Genomic DNA, 17,568 nt, shown 5'->3' on the forward strand with positions numbered 1-17,568 from the left:
GAAAGGCGCAGGAGTGTCAGGACTCCTGCGGCGTGGCAGGCGAGGCGGTGACGTCCTGGTCGGGGACCGCCTGGCCGGAGCGGATCAGGTCGATCCGCCCCATGACCTTGTCCCGCAGGTCGCCCGGCACGTCGTCATGCCCGCAGCAGCGCTTGACGAGCTTCTTCACGGCTTGCTCGAGCCCGTACTTCTCGAGGCAGGGCGAGCACTCCTCGAAGTGGTGCTCGAACTTCACGCAGTCCGAGTCCGGCATCTCACGGTCGAGGAACTCGTAGAGATGATCGAGGATTTCGCTGCAATCCGTCTCGTGCGGCTCTCCGCAGCTCATGACCCCGAGCCTTTCGCTTCGTTCGACTCTCCGGCGCCGGCCGGGACCATCCCGCGGTCACGGGCATAGTCCTCCAGCATGCCGCGCAGCTGACGGCGGCCCCGGTGCAGCCGGGACATCACCGTACCGATGGGTGTCCCCATGATGTCGGCGATCTCCTTGTAGGCAAACCCCTCGACGTCCGCGAGATACACGGCGATACGGAACTCCTCGGGGATCGCCTGGAGCGCTTGCTTCACGTCCGAGTCGGGCAGGTGGTCGAGCGCCTGCGACTCCGCGGAGCGCAAGCCCGTCGACATGTGCGACTCGGCGCGGGCGAGCTGCCAGTCCTCGATCTCCTCGGCCGCGGAGCGCTGAGGTTCGCGCTGCTTCTTGCGGTACGAGTTGATGAAGGTGTTGGTGAGGATCCGGTACAGCCACGCCTTGAGGTTGGTGCCCTCGCGGAACTGGTGGAAGGACGCGTACGCCTTGGCGTACGTCTCCTGCACCAGGTCCTCGGCGTCGGCCGGGTTGCGCGTCATGCGCAGCGCGGCCGAGTACATCTGGTCGAGGAACTCGAGCGCGTCCCGCTCGAAGCGCGCACTGCGCTCCGCGGCCGTCTCCGCGCCCGTGCCGCCCTGGCCCTCGGGCTGCTCCGCCTGGCCGTGTTCGGTCCCTGCGTCGGTCCCTGTGACCGGACCCACCTCCTCGAGTGTTCTCGTGAGACCGAGACCGGTCTCACCCGAATCGGAGGATAGACGACGATCCGGTCCGCCCGCCGCCCGAACAGGGGCGGTCCTGGCCGCGTGCAGCACCGTCCACTCCAGGTCGGCACGGCTGCTGCGGCTCGGGCAGATGGTCGAACCCATGCGGCGGACTTCCTCTCCTACGGCGTCTGTGCTGGTCTCCAGCACGTACGTCCCGCACAACAGTGTTCGCCGCCCCTGCATTCCCGGAGCTTTACCCGAGTGACCCGGTCCACTCCACGACCGCGTCCGTGATGAGCGCCACGGCCTCGTCCTGCGAGATCTCCGCACGCTTGGGGACGGCGAAGCCGTGATCGCCGTACGGCACCTCGACGAGTTCGTACGAGCCCGCGGGGAACTCCTCCGGCTTCCCGAAGGGGTCGTTCCCGCCCTGGACGACCAGGGTGGGCACCCCGGAACCGAGCAGTTCGCCGGCCCGGGACTTCTCCGGCTTGCCGGGCGGGTGGAGGGGGAAGCTGAGGGCGAGGACCGCGTGGGCGCCCAGTTCGGCGGCGGTACGGCAGGCGACCCGGGCCCCGGCGCTGCGGCCGCCGGACACGACCGGCAGTCCGGGCCCGGCCAGCGCGGGCCAGATGCCACGCCAGCCGGCGTCCAGCGTCTTGGGCGCGGGCGCCAGCTTCTTCCCGGCCACCCGCCAAGGCTGCTCCACCCGGGCCACGGTCACGCCGTGGGCGGGGAGGACGGTGGCCAGGGCCTTCAGATCGCGGGCCTCGATACCGCCGCCGGCGCCATGGCTGACGGCGAGTACCAGCCGCGCTTTCTTCGCCTGGTGCCAGGTGATGCGGGCGGGGCCCGCCTCGGTCTCGATGATCTCGGTCGTGTCGGAACTCACGTCAGAAGAGTGTGCCCTCTTCCGGCCCTTCCAGCTCCTTCAACAGCTCCGGCCCGTTGTTGCGGACGTTGCTGACGGCCGTGGTGACGGGGTAGGCGCGCATCAGCCCGGCGGGCGGCGGGGCGAGCAGCTCGCGCAGGTCGTCGGCGTCCGTGCGGGACGGGTCGAGCCAGGCGTCCCAGCGGTCGGGCGTCAGCATCAGCGGCATCCGGGGGTGGATCTCGGCCAGGGCGCGCGGACCGTCCGCCGGGGACACGGCCAGTGGGCTCGTCTCGGCCTCGGTGGTGATGACGGAGCAGGTCACCCACCAGGACTGCGGGTGGTCGTCCGGCAGCGTCCTGTCCCGCCAGAACTCGTACAGCCCGGCCATGGCGAAGACCGACCCGTCCGCCGGTGTCACGAAGTACGGCTGCTTGCGGGGCCGCTTCTTCTTCCCCTCGACCTCCAGCTCGCGCTCCTGCGTGCCGGTGACCCACTCGTAGTAGCCGTCGGCGGGCAGGACGCAGCGCCGGGAGGTGAAGGCGCGACGGTAGGACGGCTTCTCGTGGACGGTCTCCGCGCGGGCGTTGATCATCCGGGCGCCGCCCTCGGGGGTCTTCGACCAGGACGGGACGAGCCCCCACTTCAGCTTGCGCAGCTGCCGAACCGGCCGCGGGTCGTCCACGTCTTTCAGAGGGCGGTCGAGGACGGCGTAGACCTCTTTGGTGGGCGCCACGTTGTAGTCCGGCTCGAGGGTCTCCTCGGGCTCCCACTTCTCGATCTCAAAGATTCCTGCGAGATCCTCTGGCCTGCGACTCGCTGAATACCGTCCGCACATACGTGCCACACTGCCAGATTCCATCCGACCACAGGGAGCCAACGCCTTACATGGACAGCACCGCTACCGCCTCGCTCGCCTCCCTCTGGGACGAGGTCTCCGGCACGCAGCCCGACCCCGACCTGTGGGTGGTGCTCGCGACTCTGGCCGCCGCGCTCGCCGTGGTGATCCCGCACGGCCTGTGGCGCATCTCCCGCAACGCCATCACCATCGCCCACGAGGGCGGTCACGGGCTCGTGGCCCTGCTCACCGGCCGCACTCTCACCGGCATACGGCTGCATTCGGACACCAGCGGCCTGACCGTCAGCCGCGGCAAGCCGCACGGCATCGGCATGATCCTCACGGCCGCCGCCGGCTACACCGCCCCGCCCCTGCTGGGCCTGGGCGGAGCGGCGCTGCTGGGCGCCGGCCGCATCACGCTCCTGCTGTGGCTGGCCACCGCCCTGCTCCTGATCATGCTCGTGATGATCCGCAATGCGTACGGCGCCCTGACCATGATCGTCACCGGCGGCCTGTTCGTCCTGGTGTCCTGGCTGGCCGGCCCTCAGGTGCAGGCGGCGTTCGCGTACGTGGTGGTGTGGTTCCTGTTGCTGGGCGGGGTACGCCCGGCGTTCGAACTCCAGGCGAAGCGGGCCCGGGGCGGGGCGGGCGACTCGGACGCGGACCAGTTGTCGCGGCTGACGCATGTGCCGGCGGGGTTGTGGTTCTTCCTGTTCCACGCGGTGTCGCTGTGCTCGCTGATAGGTGGGGGCCGCTGGTTGCTGGGCTTGTGATCACCAACCCAAGGGCGGGGAACCGCGCGATCAGCCCCAACGGCGCCGCACCCGGAACACGGCCCGCCCTCCTGGCTCCTTATAAAGTGGGGCCATGGCCCCGAACACCGCAGAAACCGCCCTCTGGCCCGCCCCGCACGCGAGCGGAGCCGTCGACGCGACGGTCCACGTGCCCGGGTCCAAGTCGGTCACCAACCGCGCCCTTGTCCTCGCGTCCCTCGCCTCCGAGCCCGGCTGGCTGCGCCGCCCGCTGCGCTCCCGCGACACCCTGCTGATGGCCGGTGCTCTGCGCGCGATGGGCGTCGAGATCGAGGAGGGTGTGGGCCCGGACGGCACCGGCGAGGCCTGGCGTGTGCTTCCCACGGGCCTGCGCGGCCCGGCCACGGTCGACGTCGGCAACGCCGGCACGGTGATGCGCTTCCTGCCACCGGTCGCCACGCTCGCCGACGGTCCCGTCCGGTTCGACGGCGACCCCCGCTCGTACGAGCGTCCCCTGAACGGAGTCATCGACGCGCTGCGTCAGCTCGGCGCCCGGATCGACGACGACGGCCGCGGCGCGCTGCCGATGACCGTGCACGGCAGCGGTGCCCTGGAAGGCGGCCAGGTCGCGATCGACGCGTCCTCCTCGTCGCAGTTCGTGAGCGCGCTGCTGCTGTCCGGCCCGCGCTTCAACCAGGGCGTCGAGGTCCGCCACACCGGCAGCTCGCTGCCCTCCATGCCACACATCCGCATGACCGTCGACATGCTGCGCGCGGTCGGCGCCCAGGTGGACACGCCCGAGTCGGGCGGCGAGCCGAATGTCTGGCGGGTCACGCCGGGCGCCCTGCTCGGCCGGGACCTGGTCATCGAGCCGGATCTGTCCAACGCCCAGCCGTTCCTGGCGGCCGCGCTGGTGACCGGCGGCAAGGTCGTCGTCCCGGCCTGGCCGGCCCGCACCACCCAGCCCGGTGACCGGCTGCGCGAGATCTTCACCGAGATGGGCGGCTCCTGCGAACTGACCGAGTACGGTCTCGCGTTCACCGGCTCCGGCTCGGTCCACGGCATCGATGTGGACCTGAGCGAGGTCGGCGAGCTGACGCCGGGCATCGCGGCGGTCGCGGCCCTCGCCGACTCCCCCTCGACCCTGCGCGGCGTGGCCCATCTGCGGCTGCACGAGACGGACCGGCTGGCCGCGCTGACGAAGGAGATCAACGAGCTCGGCGGCGACGTGACGGAGACCGCCGACGGCCTGCACATCCGCCCGCGCCGGCTGCACGGCGGGATCTTCCACACCTACGACGACCACCGCATGGCCACGGCCGGCGCGATCATCGGCCTCGCGGTCGAGGGAGTACAGATCGAGAACGTGGCGACGACGGCCAAGACCCTGCCCGACTTCCCCGATCTGTGGACCGGGATGCTCGGGGCGTAGGACGCAGGGATCAGGTCATGCGCCGCTACGGCAAGCACACCGACGAGGACGACATCCGCACCCGTCCCGGCCGCCGGAACACCCGGCCCCGGACGAACATCCGGCCCAAGCACGAGGACGCCGCCGAGGGACTCGTCCTCACCGTGGACCGGGGCCGTCTCACCTGCCTCGTAGAGGACCGTGTGGTGATGGCGATGAAGGCCCGCGAGCTGGGCCGCAAGGCAGCCGTGGTCGGCGACCGCGTGGCCCTCGTGGGCGACATGTCAGGCAAGAAGGACACCCTCGCCCGGATCGTCCGCATCGAGGAGCGCACGTCTGTGCTGCGCCGTACGGCGGACGACGACGATCCGTTCGAGCGCGTGATCGTCGCCAACGCCGACCAGCTGGCCATCGTCACCGCCCTGGCCGACCCGGAGCCCCGCCCCCGCCTGATCGACCGCTGCCTGGTCGCGGCCTATGCCGGCGGCCTGGATCCGCTGCTGGTGCTGACCAAGTCGGACCTCGCCCCACCCGACAAGCTGCTGGAGCTGTACGGCCACCTCGACACCCCCTACGTCGTCACCAGCCGCGAGGAACTTCAGAACGGCACCGCCATCGCCCGGGTGCGTGAGCAGCTCGACGGCAAGATCACCGCGTTTGTCGGGCACTCCGGAGTCGGCAAGACGACCCTGGTCAACGCGCTCGTGCCTCAGGAGCGGCGGCGTACGACCGGGCATGTGAACGCGGTGACGGGCCGAGGCCGGCACACCACCACCTCGGCGCTGGCACTGCCGCTGTCGGACAGCGACGGCTGGGTGATCGACACCCCGGGCCTGCGGTCCTTCGGGCTGCACCACGTGGACCCGTCCCGGGTCATCCACGCCTTCCCCGACCTGGAGCCGGGCACCGAGGGCTGCCCGCGCGCGTGCAGCCACGACGAGCCGGACTGCGCGCTGGACGCGTGGGTGGCCGAGGGGCACGCGGACCCGGCGCGGCTGTACTCGCTGCGGCGGCTGCTGGCCACGCGGGAGCGGAAGGAAGGCGACTGACCTCAGCGTTGTTTGTCACGGCGCGCGGACGGTAAGTGCATAATCGCACCAAGCCGGAGGCAAGCCTGACCAAACTCCAACAGAGCTGACGGTTCCGAGGAATCTACTCAAACCGACTGAACCAACCAAGCGGTCACTGAACGTGGGATACGGGAGGAACGGCTCATGGCGTGGCTGCTGGTCATCGTGGCCGGGTTGCTGGAGACCGGCTTCGCCGTGTGTCTGAAGCTGTCGCACGGCTTCACACGGCTCTGGCCGACGATCGCGTTCTGCGTCTTCGCCCTCGGCAGTTTCGGGCTGCTGACCCTGGCACTGAGGAGACTCGACGTGGGTCCCGCGTACGCGGTGTGGACAGGGATCGGGGCGGCGGGGACGGCGATCTACGGCATGGTGTTCCTGGGCGACCTGGTGTCGACGCTGAAGCTGGTGTCGATCAGTCTCGTCATCGTCGGCGTGATCGGGCTGCAGTTGTCGGGCTCGGCGCACTGACCCCCTGTCACCCGGACTGCCGGTGCAGGGCGCTGCGGACCAGGTCGGTGACGTTGCCCTCGCCGGGTGGCGCGGCCACGCAGGACAGGGCGAGCCGGACGGCGAGTTCGCAGGAGCGGGACAGGTCGGCGGTGTCGGACCTGGGTGTGCCGGGTGCGGACAGGACGGTGACGGCTCGGTCGCGGATGAGGGTGACGAGGTCGCCGGGTGAGGGCAGCGGTCCGTCGGCGCGGCGCTGCGCCGGTACGGCGGAGGTGGAGGGCACGGCCGAGAGGGTCGGCGAGGGCAGCCGTTCGCTCCAGCAGCCGGTGAGCATGGCGCGGACCAGGGCGTTCTCGCGGGCCGCCGACGTGGTCCACTCGGCGGTGGCGGTGAGCCGGTCGCGGAGGTCGCTGTGGCCGGCGAGCGCGCGGTCCACGCCGGCGAGGTACCCGTCGGCCTCCCTTCTCACGAGCGCCCGGGCGAGGCCGTCCTTGCTGCCGAACTCGTTGTACAGCGTCTGCCGGGACACTCCGGCCGCCAAGGCCACGTCCACCATCCGCACGGCGGACCACGACCGGCGCGCCAGCGCCGCGTAGGCGGCGTCCAATAGAGATTCCCGCGCTGCAGGCATCAGTGCCTCCCCTTGGGGCCAGCGGCTCTGCGCCCAGGTTTGACGCGCATGGAACCACTGTCAAGGGTTCGCGAGGGCATGCGGGGGCGCCTTTGAGCCGACCTGCGCGGTGCGTTCGCCTCTGCTCGTCGGCGCTCCGTCGCGCCGGGTCGCACACCCATCCGCCCCAGCGGCAATGCCGAGCACCTCGCGGGCGCCGAGCCGCCACAACGCCCCCACACCCGCCCACAAACCCCCTGTAGCCCCACCCCCACCTCGGCAGATAGGTTCGTTACATGCCCGACTACCTCGACGATCTGCGTCTCGCCCACGTCCTCGCCGACGCCGCCGACGCCGCGACGACGGACCGGTTCAAGGCCCTCGACCTCAAGGTCGAGACCAAACCGGACATGACGCCGGTGAGCGAAGCGGACAAGGCCGCGGAAGAACTCATCCGCGGCCAACTCCAGCGCGCCCGCCCGAGAGACGCGATCCTCGGCGAGGAGTACGGCGTCGAGGGCACCGGGCCCCGCCGCTGGGTCATCGACCCGATCGACGGCACGAAGAACTACGTACGCGGCGTCCCCGTCTGGGCCACCCTCATCTCCCTGATGGAGGCCGGAGAGGGCGGTTTCCAGCCCGTCGTCGGCGTCGTCTCGGCCCCCGCCCTCGGGCGCCGCTGGTGGGCCGCGAAGGGCCACGGCGCCTTCACCGGCCGCAGCCTCACCAAGGCCTCCCGTCTGAACGTCTCCCGCGTCAACAAGCTCGCCGACGCCTCCTTCGCGTACTCGTCGCTCAGCGGCTGGGAGGCGCAGGGCCGCCTGGACGGCTTTCTGGACCTCACCCGAGAGGTGTGGCGCACGCGCGCGTACGGCGACTTCTGGCCGTACATGATGGTCGCGGAAGGCGCCGTCGACATGTGCGCCGAGCCGGAGCTGTCGCTGTGGGACATGGCCGCCCCGTCGATCATCGTCACCGAGGCCGGCGGCACCTTCACCGGCCTCGACGCCCGCCCGGGCCCGCACAGTGGCGACGCGGCCGCGTCGAACGGTCTGCTGCACGACGAGCTGCTCGGATATCTCAACCAGCGCTACTGAGCGCGCCCGGCTGTTACCGAGCGCCCCCTTGTTGACCCTCCCTTTACCTGCCACCCTGAGAGTCCCCCATCTTGTGAAATTGTGAAACGCTGAACAAACGGCGGATTCACTCCCAGGAGGTGGCTCCATCCATGCTCGTCCGTGACGCCATGACCACCGTCGTCCTCACCATCGGCCCGACCCACACCCTGCGCCAGGCCGCCGCGCTGATGTCCGCGCGTCGGGTCGGGGCGGCCGTGGTCCACGACCCCGACGCCGGCGGCATCGGCATCCTCACCGAACGCGACATCCTCAACTCCGTGGGCCGGGGCCAGGACCCGGACACGGAACGCGCCCACGCCCACACCACCACCGACGTCGTGTTCGCGACTCCGGCCTGGACCCTGGAGGAGGCGGCCAGGGCCATGGCACACGGCGGTTTCCGCCACCTCATCGTGCTGGACGACGACGAGCCCGCCGGCATCGTCTCGGTCCGCGACATCATCCGCTGCTGGGTACCGGCCCGCGGGCAGGTACCCGCCTGACAGCGCCCGAGCGCATTAGACAAAATCCAACACCAGGCAGATTCTAAACTCACACCTGTTCGGGACCTGGTCCGCTTTGCTGTTAGGCTGGTGGCCATGAGTGACCTTCTGGAACGGCTGCGCGGACGCGGATGGCGGATGACCGCGCAGCGGCGTGTCGTGGCCGAGGTCCTCGACGGCGAACACGTCCATCTGACGGCCGACGAGGTCCACTCCCGGGCCGTCGCCAAGCTGCCCGAGATCTCCCGGGCGACCGTCTACAACACGCTCGGCGAGCTCGTGTCCCTCGGCGAGGTGCTCGAGGTCTCCACCGACCAGCGTGCCAAGCGGTACGACCCGAACGCCCACCAGCCGCACCACCACCTGGTCTGCGCCCAGTGCGGCGCGATCCGGGACGTCCACCCGATCGGCAACCCGCTGGCGGACCTCCCCGACTCGGAGCGCTTCGGCTTCACGGTCTCGGACGTCGAGGTGACGTACCGCGGCGTCTGCCCTAACTGCGCGGCCGCCTAGTCCTCTCTTTCCCGGCAAGCCCCGGCACTCATCGGTGCCGGGGCTCGTGCGTGTCTGCGCACTTCCCGTATCTGACGGGTCGTCATATGGTCAACGGCACCCACCAGTCCGTTCCGCACTCCGCGAGGAGACCGAAGTGGGAGAGCCGTATCCAAAACTCACCGCCCATGACCTGACACGCGCCTTCGGCCGGGGCCCCCGCGCGGTCGACGCCCTCGGCCCCCTCGACCTGGCCGTCGCTCCCGGCGAGTTCGTCTGCCTCGTAGGCCCCTCGGGCTGCGGCAAATCCACCTTGCTGCGCATCGCCGCCGGCCTGCTCCGGCCCAGCACCGGCACGCTGGAGATCCACACCTCGAGCGTTCGCCCGGCGGCCATGATCTTCCAGGACTACGGCATCTACGACTGGAAGACCGTCCAGGCCAACGTCCGCTTCGGCCTCGACGTGCTGCGCGTCCCGCGCCGGGAGGCGAACGCCCGCGCCGCCGAGTGGCTGGCCCGCATGGGCCTCGCCGACTTCGCGCACGCCTATCCGGCGGCCCTCTCGGGCGGTATGCGCCAGCGGGTCGCCATCGCCCGCGCGCTCGCCGTCGAGCCCGAACTGCTGCTGATGGACGAGCCCTTCGCGGCCCTGGACGCCCAGCTCCGCACGATCCTCCAGGACGAGCTGCTGGAGATCACCCAGGCGCTGCGCACGACGACCCTCTTCATCACCCACAGCCTGGAGGAGGCGATCGTCCTCGGCGACCGTGTGTTCGTGATGTCCGCCCGCCCCGGCCGGATCATCGCCGAACACCGCCCGCCCTTCCCGCGCCCGCGCACCGGCGACGTCCGCGCCACCCCCGAGTTCACCACGTTGAAGAGCGAGCTGTGGGACCTGCTGCGGAAGGAGGCGGTGCCCGCATGACCACCGTCGCCCCCGAGACACGAGGCCCGGGCCTGGTCCGCCGCCCGGGCCCGCACGAGTTGCACCCCGTACGCACCCATCGCCGCCGCCGCGCCCTCGAACTGTCCCTCGCGGCGGCCGTGCCCCTCCTCCTGGTGCTGCTCTGGCAACTGGCGGCCGTCCGGGGCTGGATCGACGAGCGCGTCTACCCGGCGCCGTCCACGATCCTCGCCGACGGCTGGGACCGGGCCGCTGCCGGTGACCTGTGGCCGGACGTGTGGGCGACGCTCAAGCGCGTCCTGGCCGGCTACGCCGTCGGCACGGCCGCGGGTTACCTGCTGGGCCTGCTGATGGGTTCGCTGCCGTTGGTACGAGCCGCCCTGGAACCGCTTCTGGACGCCCTGTACGTCGTACCGAAACTGGCCCTGCTGCCCGTCTTCCTGAACATGTTCGGCCTGGGTGAGGGCCCGCAGGTGGCCCTCGTGGCGGCCACGGTCTTCTTCTTCGTCTGGATCTCCACGATGTCCGCGGTCATGGCGGTCCCCGACGGCCACCGCGACGCCGGCCGGGTCTTCGGGGCCTCCCCGTGGCAGATGTTCCGCCATGTCCTGCTCCCGGCCTCCTTGCCCGCCGTCCTGGTCGGCGCGCGGATCGCGGCGGGCGTGGCGGTCCTGGTGATCGTCGCCTCGGAGCAGATCGCCGCGACCGACGGCCTGGGCCATCTGATCTTCGACTCCCGCGCCCTCTTCCAGAACGACGTGATGTTCGTCGGCATAGTCTGCGTCGCCGCCCTGGGCGTGCTCTTCTCCGAACTGGTCCGGTTCGCCGGCCGGTTGCTCACCCCGTGGGCACCGCGCGACCGGGGGCGGGGGCAGGCATGAGGGCACGTACGTACGGCCTCGCCCTGCTCGCGGGCGCACTGCTGGCCTCGGCGGCCTGCTCGTCGCCGTCCTCCGGGCCGTCGCATCCGAAAGCCGACACGGCGACGCGCACGATCCGCCCGGTCCAGGGCTGCGGCGCCGCGTCCTGGACGGACCCCGCCGACCGCGCCCCCGAGCGCGCCCCGGCCCGCTGCCGCCCGGGCTCTCCGGCACCGCAACGGCTCGCCGAGCCCCGGAAGCTGACGATCGCGACGGGCACGCTGAGCGCGGAGTACGTGGCACCGCTGCGGGTCGCCCTCGAGAAGGGCGAGTTCGACAAGGAGGGCCTGGACGTCACGTTGAAGGTGCTGCCGACGCCCGAGGCCCTCCCGCTGCTGGCCAAGGGCGAGGTCGACGGGCTCTGGGCGGCCCCGGAGGCGGCTGTCATGAACGGCATCCGCGGCGGCTTCGTCATCCGCTGGGTCGCGGGGAACTTCTCCCCGGGCCCGAAGTCCAAGAGCGGCCTGTGGGTCCGGCTGAAGGACGGCGAGACGCCGGCCGCCGTCCGGATGGCCGACCGGACACTCGGCACGATGATCGGCAAGGGCTCGGTGATCGCCTACCCCATGGAGCAGGCCCTGGAGGAGCACGGCGGCGGCCTCGACCGGATCCGCTACCAGCAGCTGGGCTCGGCCGACGTGCTCACGGCCCTGCGCAACGGCGGCGTCGACTCCGCGTGGCTGCTGGACCCGGTGTGGCGCCGGGTCGACGGCGAACCGGGCTACGCTTTCCTGGGCGGCCAGCCACCCGGCGAACCCCTGGGCGGCATGCTCTACGGCCCGAGCCTGCTGAACGACGACGTGGACGCGGGGGTGGCCCTGCTGCGGGCGTACATCCGCACGGTGAACACGTACTTCGCGTCCGACTACAAACAGAACGAGAGGTACGTCACATATCTGGCGGATCTCCTGAAGACGGACGCGGCGATCCTCCGCTCCACCCCATCCCTGCGCATGGACTGGGAGATCCGCACCGGCACGACGGCCCGCCTCCAGGCGGCCTACCGGGCGCAGGGCGCAGCGGAAGGCGACTCGCTCCCCGAGTCCCGGACCGTGAACCGCTCCCTTTACGAGGAGGCAGTGGGCCACCTCCGCTGAACACACATCCCCGAACACGCACCGAGGGCCGGAACCCTTTCGGATTCCGGCCCTCGGCCTTCAGTAGCGGGGACAGGATTTGAACCTGCGACCTCTGGGTTATGAGCCCAGCGAGCTACCGAGCTGCTCCACCCCGCGGCGATGAATGCAACGTTACGTGAACGCAGAGGCCGGATGCAAATCGCTTACCGACGAGCCCGGCCGCGGGCACCACAGAGCACCTTGCAGCTCACCCGGGCATTACGCCGAAAGCTCCTGCCGCAACGCGTCCCGCAACCGAGCCGCCCGCTCCGCCACAGAGGCGGGCCCGAGAGACACCGCACGGTCAGCCCACCGCTGCCCCTCCGCCAGCTCCCCCCGACGCGCGTAGACCAGGGCGAGCCGCAACGCCGCCCGCCCGTGCCCCGCGTCGGCCGCCCGCGTCCACCACACCGCCGCCTCGGGCTCGCTCCCCTCCCGGGCCAGCAGCAGCCCCAGATTGAACGCACCGTTGCGGGACCCGGCCTCGGCCGCCTCCCGGTACCACCGGGCCGCCTCGACGACGTCCCCCCGGGCCGCGGCATGCATGCCGACCCGCACCTGCGCCCGCCGGTGCCCCTGCGAGGCCGCCCGCTCGTACCACTCCTCGCACTCGCTGCGCCGGTGCACCGGCTCACCGAGCTCGTGCGCCGGCTCCGGCGGCCGGCGTGAGTCGAGCACGGTCGCCAGCCGGTACGCGGCCTCGGCGCTTCCACCCCCGGCCGCACACCGCAGGTGCCGTTCGGCCTCCTGGTCGTCGCCGTCCCGCAGCCGCGCCATGCCGACCTGCAGCGCGGCCTCCGTGTGCCCGGCGGCGGCGGCCCGCTCGTACCAGCGCAGCGCGGCCTGCTCCTCGCCCCGTCCGGCGTGCAGGATGCCCAGGTTGAAGGCGGCGTCCACGCTCCCGGCCTCCGCGGCCTTGGAGAACCACGGCTCCGCGCCCGTCTCGTCCCCGGCCCGCAGCAGCAGGATCGCCAGCGCGTTCGCGGCCTCCTGGTGCCCGGCATAGGCCGCGCGCCGGTACCACTGCTCGGCGTGCGGGGTGCGTCCCTGCTCGGCGCAGAGCAGCCCGAGGTTGTACGCGCCGTTGACGTCGCCCGCGTCCATCGCGGCCCGGTACCAGCGCTCGGCGGTCTGGGTCTCGCCCCGCGCGGCGTGCAGCGCGCCCAGCGCGTTCGCCGCGTTGCCGTCGCCGTCCTGAGCGGCCCGCAGCCACCACACGGCGGCGTTCTCGGTGTCGCCCGCGTCGCGCAGCAGGAATCCGAGCGCGCAGGCGGCCCGCGCCTCGCCGTCCTTGGCGGACGTCAGGTACCAGCGCCCGGCCTCCTTGAGCTCGCCGCGCTTCTCCAGGATCGTCCCGAGGTGCAGTGCGGCCCGCCGGTGACCGCGCGCGGCGGCCTGCCGGTACCACTGCTCGGCCTCGTCCGGTACGGGTGCGCCGTCGTCGTCGGCCTCCCGCGCCACCTTGCGGTCCAGCGCCCGCGCCAGCCGGTACGCCGCCTCGCGGTGCCCGCGCTCGGCCGCGGCCCGCATCCAGTGCTCGGCTCCGGCGTCGCCGCGGTGCTCCAGCAGGTCGGCGAGGGCGTACGCGCCCAGGGTGTGGCCCTGTTCCGCGGACTGGCGCAGCCAGTACTCGGCGGCGGGTTCGTCGCCGCGCTCGCGGTGGTGCCGGCCGAGGGCGTGCGCGGCCGCCGTGGATCCGGCGACGGCGGCGATCCGCCACCATCCGGCGGCCTCGTCGGCGTATCCCCGCTGGTGGAGAAGGACTCCCAGGTTGTTGGCCGCGGCCCGGTCGCCCGCGGCGGTGGCGGCACGCAGATGGGGTTCGGCACCGTCGAGATCACCACGGCGCAGCAGCATGGCCCCGAGAACACTCATCGCCTCGACGTCACCGGCCTCCGCGGCGAGCCGCTGACGCAGCTCTTCGGCCGCCTCGTCGGCGATTTCCCCGGTCTCGTCCGGGGTGTCGGTGTCCTCCCGGCTGGAAGGCTGCACAAAACGCCCTGTCTCGAACAGAGTTGCCTTGTCCCCCATAACGTCCATCGTCGCACCACCTGCAACCTGGGTACACCTGGTATACCGCAGCCAGTGAGGTCACTACAGCGTTTTGTCGACATGCCCACAGAGAGACAAGTCAAACACAGATTGCCCAACTCCCCCCGGCGGCGCGGCCGCAGCCCGCACCAGCACATGCGTTCACACATCACGAAGGCCCGGATTCCTGTGTGGAATCCGGGCCTTCGGTGTCGCTCCGTCACTCGGACTTCGCGATTTCAGTAGCGGGGACAGGATTTGAACCTGCGACCTCTGGGTTATGAGCCCAGCGAGCTACCGAGCTGCTCCACCCCGCGCCGTTGTGTTCACAACCGTATCACGGCGCGGGTGGAGCATTTGACCAGGCCGGAGCCCTAACTGCTCGGCTTCGGGCTCGGGCTCCCGCTCGGGCTGCCGCTGGGCTTGCTCTCCCCGCCCCCGGCACCGCCGGCCCGGTCCGCCTCGGCCTGCGCCTCCTCGGCGCGCCGCAGGGCGTCCTCCAGGTCCTTCTGCGCCCGGCCGTACGCCTCCCAGTCGTTCTCCTTCAGGGCGTCCTGGCCCTCGGTGAACGCCTTCTGGGCGTCTTCCAGGGCCTGCTTGACCGTCGGGTCCTCGGACGTCGGTGGTGGCGGCGTCGTATCGCCCTCGTCCGGTGGCTCAGGCGTCGCGCCCTCCGCTCCGAAGATCTTGTTGAGGGCCTCCTCGAGCGTGTTCTCGAAGGCGGTCTGGCCTCCGTAGGTGACCAGCACCTTGCGCAGCAGCGGGTACTTCAGTCCACCACCGCGTACGTAGACCGGCTCCACGTACAGCAGTCCTCCGTCGAGGGGCACCGTCAGCAGGTTGCCGTACTCGACCTCGGAGTCGCCGCCTCTCAGAAGCCTGATGGACTCGGCGATGTCCTCTTGCGAGTTGAACTGACTCTGGACCTGACTGGGGCCGTTGACCGTCGTGTTGGTCGGCAGTTTCAGGATTCTGATCTTGCCGTAGTCGCTGGCGCCCGCCTCGGCGTCGACGGCCATGAACGCGCTGAGGTTGTCCCGGCCGTTGGGCGTGAAGGTCGTCGTCAGCGAGAACGCCTGCGCCTTCTGGTCGGGCATCCTCATGCTCAGGTAGTACGGCGGCACCGCGTTACCCGACCGGTTCGTCGGGTCGTCCGGCACCTGCCACACCTCGCTGCCGCTGAGGAACGTCGTCGCGTCCTTCACGTGGTAGCGCGTGAGCAGCTCCCGCTGGACCTTGAACAGGTCCTGGGGATAACGCAGATGATCCATCAGCGGCTTGGAGATCTCGCTCTTGGGCTCCACCGTGTCCGGGAAGGCCTTCATCCAGGTCTTCAGGACCGGGTCCTTGGTGTCCCACTGGAAGAGCTTGACCTCGCCGGTGTACGCGTCGACGGTCGCCTTCACCGAGTTGCGGATGTAGTTGACCTGGTTCTGCTGGGCCACCACCGCACGGTTGTCGTTGGTGGCGGTCAGCGAGTCGGCCGTCGTGTCACCGAGGGTCGTACGCGAGGAGTAGGGGTATCCGTTCGTCGTCGTGTACGCGTCGACGATCCACTGGATACGGCCGTCCACGACCGCCGGGTAGGCGTCGCCATCGATGGTCAGCCAGGGGGCGACCGCCTCGACGCGCTCCTTGGGCGTGCGGTTGTACAGGACCCGCGAACCCTCGCCGATGGCGCCGGAGTAGAGGATCTGCGGTTCGCCGAACGCCACCGCGTAGGCGGCCCGGTTGACCGGGTTGGAGAGGTTGACCCCGCTGTCACCCTTGTAGCTGGTGGTCTTCTCGCCGTTGTCGTCGGAGTAGTCGATCTCCTTCTGGGGACCGCCGACGATCGAGTACGTGGTGGTCTTCTCGCCGTAGTAGACCCGCTGCTCGTACGTGCCGAGGTCGCCCTCGGAGGGCAGGTCGGACTCCGTGAAGTTCGGACGGCCCTGGGCGTCGGCGCTGGTGCCCTCGGCGGCGACCACTCCGTACCCGTGGGTGTAACGGAAGTGGTTGTTGATCCAGTTCTTCTTCGGGATGCCCGCGAGGTTCAGCTCACGCAGGCCGATGACCGTGTCCTGGTCCTTGCCGCCCTTGGGGTAACGGTCCACGTCCAGGTTGTTCGGGAACGCGTAGTAGTTCCTGATCTGCTGGAGCTGCTGGAACGTCGGCGAGACGATGTTCGGGTCCATGATCCGGATGCTCGCCGTGGAGTCGACGTCATCGCGGAGCTTGGTCTTGTCCTCCGTCTTGCTGGTACCCGTGTAGTCGGTGACCTTGGTGCCGTCGATGCCGTAGGCCTTGCGCGTCGCCTCGAGGTTCTTCTCGACGTACGGCGCTTCCTTGGCCTGCTCGTTCGGCTGGACCTGGAACTTCTGCACGATCGCCGGGTAGAGACCGCCGATGAGGATCGCGGAGAGCACCATCAGGCCGAAGCCGATCACGGGCAGCTGCCAGGTGCGCCGCCACAGGGTGGCGAAGAACAGCAGCGCGCAGATGACGGCGATGCAGAAGAGGATCGTCTTGGCCGGCAGGTAGGCGTTGGCGTCGACGTACCTCAGGCCCGTCCAGTTGTCGGTCGCCCTGAAGTCGCTGGACTTGACCGCGAGTCCGTACCGGTCGAGCCAGTACGCGACCGCCTTCAGGGCCACGAAGACGCCGATGAGCACCGACAGGTGCCCGGTGGCCGCCGCCGTGGCGCGCGCGCCGGGGCTGGTGACGCGCAGCCCGCCGTACAGGTAGTGCGTGAGCGCGGCGGCGATCACGGACAGGATCGCCGCCGCGAAGCCGAAGCCGAGCAGGAACCGGTACCAGGGCAGGTCGAAGGCGTAGAACGAGACGTCCAGCTTGAACTGGGGGTCCTTCTCGCCGAACGGCACGCCGTTGACCCACATCAGCCAGGTCCGCCACTGACCGGACGCGGAGGCGCCGGCGATCAGGCCCACCAGGGCGGTGATCCCGAACAGCAGCCACTTCTTGTAGGGCGCGATGCCCATCCGGTAGCGGTCGAGGTTCTGCTGCTCCATCGACATGGCGCTCAGCGGTGGCCGCAGCCGGTGCGCCAGCCAGATGTTGAGGCCGACGGCGGCGGCCATGAGCAGGCCGAAGACGAAGAAGAGGCCGATCTTGGTCCACAGGGTCGTGGTGAAGACCGACGAGTAATTCACCGACCGGTACCAGAGCCAGTCCGTCCAAAAGCCCGCGAACATGGTGAACGCCATGCCGAGGACGGCCAGGACGCCCAGCGTCATGAGCAGGGTGCGGACACGCCGGGACGGGCGGCCCACTCTCATCCGCGGCCCTGTCGGGCCTCCGCCGCGGTCCGGCATCTGGAAAGCCAAGGTGCGCACCTCGAAGTTCGCTGTTGATCCGTCAGGCCCGCGTCTTCACGGGCCGTGCGTGGCCCCCGGTGATCGTGGGCCCCCACCTATGCAACTTACTCACCGTTTACTCGGTTCCCGATTCCGGCCAGGAACGAGGC

Annotated in this window: 17 protein-coding genes and 2 tRNA genes; 10 read left to right on the forward strand and 9 right to left on the reverse strand. The window is 70.5% G+C overall.

Going from position 1 to position 17,568, the window contains the following annotated elements; genetic code table 11:
• Positions 1 to 16: 16 nt before the first annotated feature.
• The 4 genes from rsrA to OG542_RS13365 form a co-directional block, all read right to left on the reverse strand.
• Positions 17 to 328, reverse strand: coding sequence for a mycothiol system anti-sigma-R factor (rsrA, locus tag OG542_RS13350; protein ID WP_030851585.1), 312 nt, complete (start codon positions 326 to 328; stop codon positions 17 to 19).
• Positions 325 to 1,011 (reverse strand): RNA polymerase sigma factor SigR, encoded by a 687-nt coding sequence (gene sigR, locus OG542_RS13355; protein WP_311127667.1) that lies wholly within the window; start codon positions 1,009 to 1,011, stop codon positions 325 to 327. The genes rsrA and sigR overlap by 4 nt, the downstream gene beginning before the upstream one ends.
• Positions 1,012 to 1,267: 256 nt before the next feature.
• On the reverse strand, positions 1,268 to 1,906 hold the full coding sequence (locus tag OG542_RS13360; RefSeq protein WP_311127666.1) for an alpha/beta hydrolase family protein: 639 nt from the start codon (positions 1,904 to 1,906) through the stop codon (positions 1,268 to 1,270).
• Position 1,907: 1 nt separating this feature from the next.
• Positions 1,908 to 2,723, reverse strand: coding sequence for an SOS response-associated peptidase (locus OG542_RS13365; protein ID WP_193481052.1), 816 nt, complete (start codon positions 2,721 to 2,723; stop codon positions 1,908 to 1,910).
• A 50-nt stretch (positions 2,724 to 2,773) separates the two neighbouring features.
• Between OG542_RS13365 and OG542_RS13370 the strand changes: the two genes are divergently transcribed.
• From OG542_RS13370 to OG542_RS13385, 4 genes are all read left to right on the forward strand, one after another.
• Positions 2,774 to 3,496, forward strand: coding sequence for a M50 family metallopeptidase (locus tag OG542_RS13370; RefSeq protein ID WP_328410914.1), 723 nt, complete (start codon positions 2,774 to 2,776; stop codon positions 3,494 to 3,496).
• Between the two features lie 94 nt (positions 3,497 to 3,590).
• The gene (gene aroA / locus OG542_RS13375; protein ID WP_311127664.1) at positions 3,591 to 4,907 is read left to right on the forward strand and encodes a 3-phosphoshikimate 1-carboxyvinyltransferase; all 1,317 of its coding nucleotides are present in this window, start codon (positions 3,591 to 3,593) and stop codon (positions 4,905 to 4,907) included.
• A 17-nt stretch (positions 4,908 to 4,924) separates the two neighbouring features.
• Positions 4,925 to 5,935 carry a ribosome small subunit-dependent GTPase A gene (gene rsgA, locus OG542_RS13380; protein WP_311127663.1) on the forward strand — a complete coding sequence of 337 codons (1,011 nt, stop codon included), beginning with the start codon at positions 4,925 to 4,927 and terminating at the stop codon, positions 5,933 to 5,935.
• Positions 5,936 to 6,100: 165 nt separating this feature from the next.
• A complete protein-coding gene (locus tag OG542_RS13385; protein ID WP_311127662.1) occupies positions 6,101 to 6,424 on the forward strand; it encodes a DMT family transporter in 324 nt (107 codons plus the stop codon).
• A 7-nt stretch (positions 6,425 to 6,431) separates the two neighbouring features.
• Here OG542_RS13385 and OG542_RS13390 read toward each other — a convergent pair whose 3' ends face one another.
• Positions 6,432 to 7,040, reverse strand: a complete 609-nt coding sequence (locus OG542_RS13390; RefSeq protein ID WP_328417891.1) for a TetR/AcrR family transcriptional regulator — start codon at positions 7,038 to 7,040, stop codon at positions 6,432 to 6,434.
• 272 nt (positions 7,041 to 7,312) lie between these two features.
• Between OG542_RS13390 and hisN the strand changes: the two genes are divergently transcribed.
• The 6 genes from hisN to OG542_RS13420 all read left to right on the forward strand — a co-directional run bounded on the left by hisN (position 7,313) and on the right by OG542_RS13420 (position 12,050).
• Positions 7,313 to 8,113, forward strand: a complete 801-nt coding sequence (gene hisN, locus OG542_RS13395) for a histidinol-phosphatase (RefSeq protein ID WP_193481058.1) — start codon at positions 7,313 to 7,315, stop codon at positions 8,111 to 8,113.
• 131 nt (positions 8,114 to 8,244) lie between these two features.
• Complete coding sequence (locus OG542_RS13400; RefSeq protein ID WP_328410918.1) at positions 8,245 to 8,637, forward strand: CBS domain-containing protein; 393 nt, start codon at positions 8,245 to 8,247, stop codon at positions 8,635 to 8,637.
• 96 nt (positions 8,638 to 8,733) lie between these two features.
• Positions 8,734 to 9,150, forward strand: coding sequence for a Fur family transcriptional regulator (locus tag OG542_RS13405; protein WP_184590657.1), 417 nt, complete (start codon positions 8,734 to 8,736; stop codon positions 9,148 to 9,150).
• Positions 9,151 to 9,286: 136 nt separating this feature from the next.
• The gene (locus OG542_RS13410; protein WP_328410923.1) at positions 9,287 to 10,054 is read left to right on the forward strand and encodes an ABC transporter ATP-binding protein; all 768 of its coding nucleotides are present in this window, start codon (positions 9,287 to 9,289) and stop codon (positions 10,052 to 10,054) included.
• Positions 10,051 to 10,914, forward strand: coding sequence for an ABC transporter permease (locus OG542_RS13415; protein WP_311127644.1), 864 nt, complete (start codon positions 10,051 to 10,053; stop codon positions 10,912 to 10,914). The genes OG542_RS13410 and OG542_RS13415 overlap by 4 nt, the downstream gene beginning before the upstream one ends.
• Positions 10,911 to 12,050 carry an ABC transporter substrate-binding protein gene (locus OG542_RS13420; protein WP_328410925.1) on the forward strand — a complete coding sequence of 380 codons (1,140 nt, stop codon included), beginning with the start codon at positions 10,911 to 10,913 and terminating at the stop codon, positions 12,048 to 12,050. Before OG542_RS13415 ends, OG542_RS13420 begins: the two co-directional genes overlap by 4 nt.
• Positions 12,051 to 12,114: 64 nt before the next feature.
• Here the strand turns inward: OG542_RS13420 and OG542_RS13425 are convergent.
• The 4 genes from OG542_RS13425 to OG542_RS13440 all read right to left on the reverse strand — a co-directional run bounded on the left by OG542_RS13425 (position 12,115) and on the right by OG542_RS13440 (position 17,416).
• Positions 12,115 to 12,188 (reverse strand) — tRNA-Met (locus tag OG542_RS13425).
• A gap of 102 nt (positions 12,189 to 12,290) precedes the next feature.
• Positions 12,291 to 14,111, reverse strand: coding sequence for a tetratricopeptide repeat protein (locus OG542_RS13430; protein ID WP_328410927.1), 1,821 nt, complete (start codon positions 14,109 to 14,111; stop codon positions 12,291 to 12,293).
• A 234-nt stretch (positions 14,112 to 14,345) separates the two neighbouring features.
• Positions 14,346 to 14,419: transfer RNA gene (locus OG542_RS13435), tRNA-Met, on the reverse strand.
• Between the two features lie 57 nt (positions 14,420 to 14,476).
• Entirely contained in the window at positions 14,477 to 17,416 is a 2,940-nt protein-coding gene (locus tag OG542_RS13440; RefSeq protein ID WP_261682903.1) for a UPF0182 family membrane protein, read from the reverse strand.
• Positions 17,417 to 17,568 lie beyond the last annotated feature (152 nt).

This window comes from Streptomyces violaceus (genome assembly GCF_036014075.1).
GTDB lineage: Bacteria > Actinomycetota > Actinomycetes > Streptomycetales > Streptomycetaceae > Streptomyces > Streptomyces violaceus.

Excerpts from the sequence above, each read along its gene's own strand:
- rsrA (WP_030851585.1), bottom strand. The coding sequence starts at position 328 with ATGAGCTGCGGAGAGCCGCACGAGACGGATTGCAGCGAAATCCTCGAT.
- OG542_RS13365 (WP_193481052.1), bottom strand. The coding sequence starts at position 2,723 with ATGTGCGGACGGTATTCAGCGAGTCGCAGGCCAGAGGATCTCGCAGGA.
- OG542_RS13370 (WP_328410914.1), top strand. The coding sequence starts at position 2,774 with ATGGACAGCACCGCTACCGCCTCGCTCGCCTCCCTCTGGGACGAGGTC.
- aroA (WP_311127664.1), top strand. The coding sequence starts at position 3,591 with ATGGCCCCGAACACCGCAGAAACCGCCCTCTGGCCCGCCCCGCACGCG.
- rsgA (WP_311127663.1), top strand. The coding sequence starts at position 4,925 with ATGCGCCGCTACGGCAAGCACACCGACGAGGACGACATCCGCACCCGT.
- OG542_RS13385 (WP_311127662.1), top strand. The coding sequence starts at position 6,101 with ATGGCGTGGCTGCTGGTCATCGTGGCCGGGTTGCTGGAGACCGGCTTC.
- hisN (WP_193481058.1), top strand. The coding sequence starts at position 7,313 with ATGCCCGACTACCTCGACGATCTGCGTCTCGCCCACGTCCTCGCCGAC.
- OG542_RS13400 (WP_328410918.1), top strand. The coding sequence starts at position 8,245 with ATGCTCGTCCGTGACGCCATGACCACCGTCGTCCTCACCATCGGCCCG.
- OG542_RS13405 (WP_184590657.1), top strand. The coding sequence starts at position 8,734 with ATGAGTGACCTTCTGGAACGGCTGCGCGGACGCGGATGGCGGATGACC.
- OG542_RS13415 (WP_311127644.1), top strand. The coding sequence starts at position 10,051 with ATGACCACCGTCGCCCCCGAGACACGAGGCCCGGGCCTGGTCCGCCGC.
- OG542_RS13420 (WP_328410925.1), top strand. The coding sequence starts at position 10,911 with ATGAGGGCACGTACGTACGGCCTCGCCCTGCTCGCGGGCGCACTGCTG.
- OG542_RS13430 (WP_328410927.1), bottom strand. The coding sequence starts at position 14,111 with ATGGACGTTATGGGGGACAAGGCAACTCTGTTCGAGACAGGGCGTTTT.
- OG542_RS13440 (WP_261682903.1), bottom strand. The coding sequence starts at position 17,416 with ATGCCGGACCGCGGCGGAGGCCCGACAGGGCCGCGGATGAGAGTGGGC.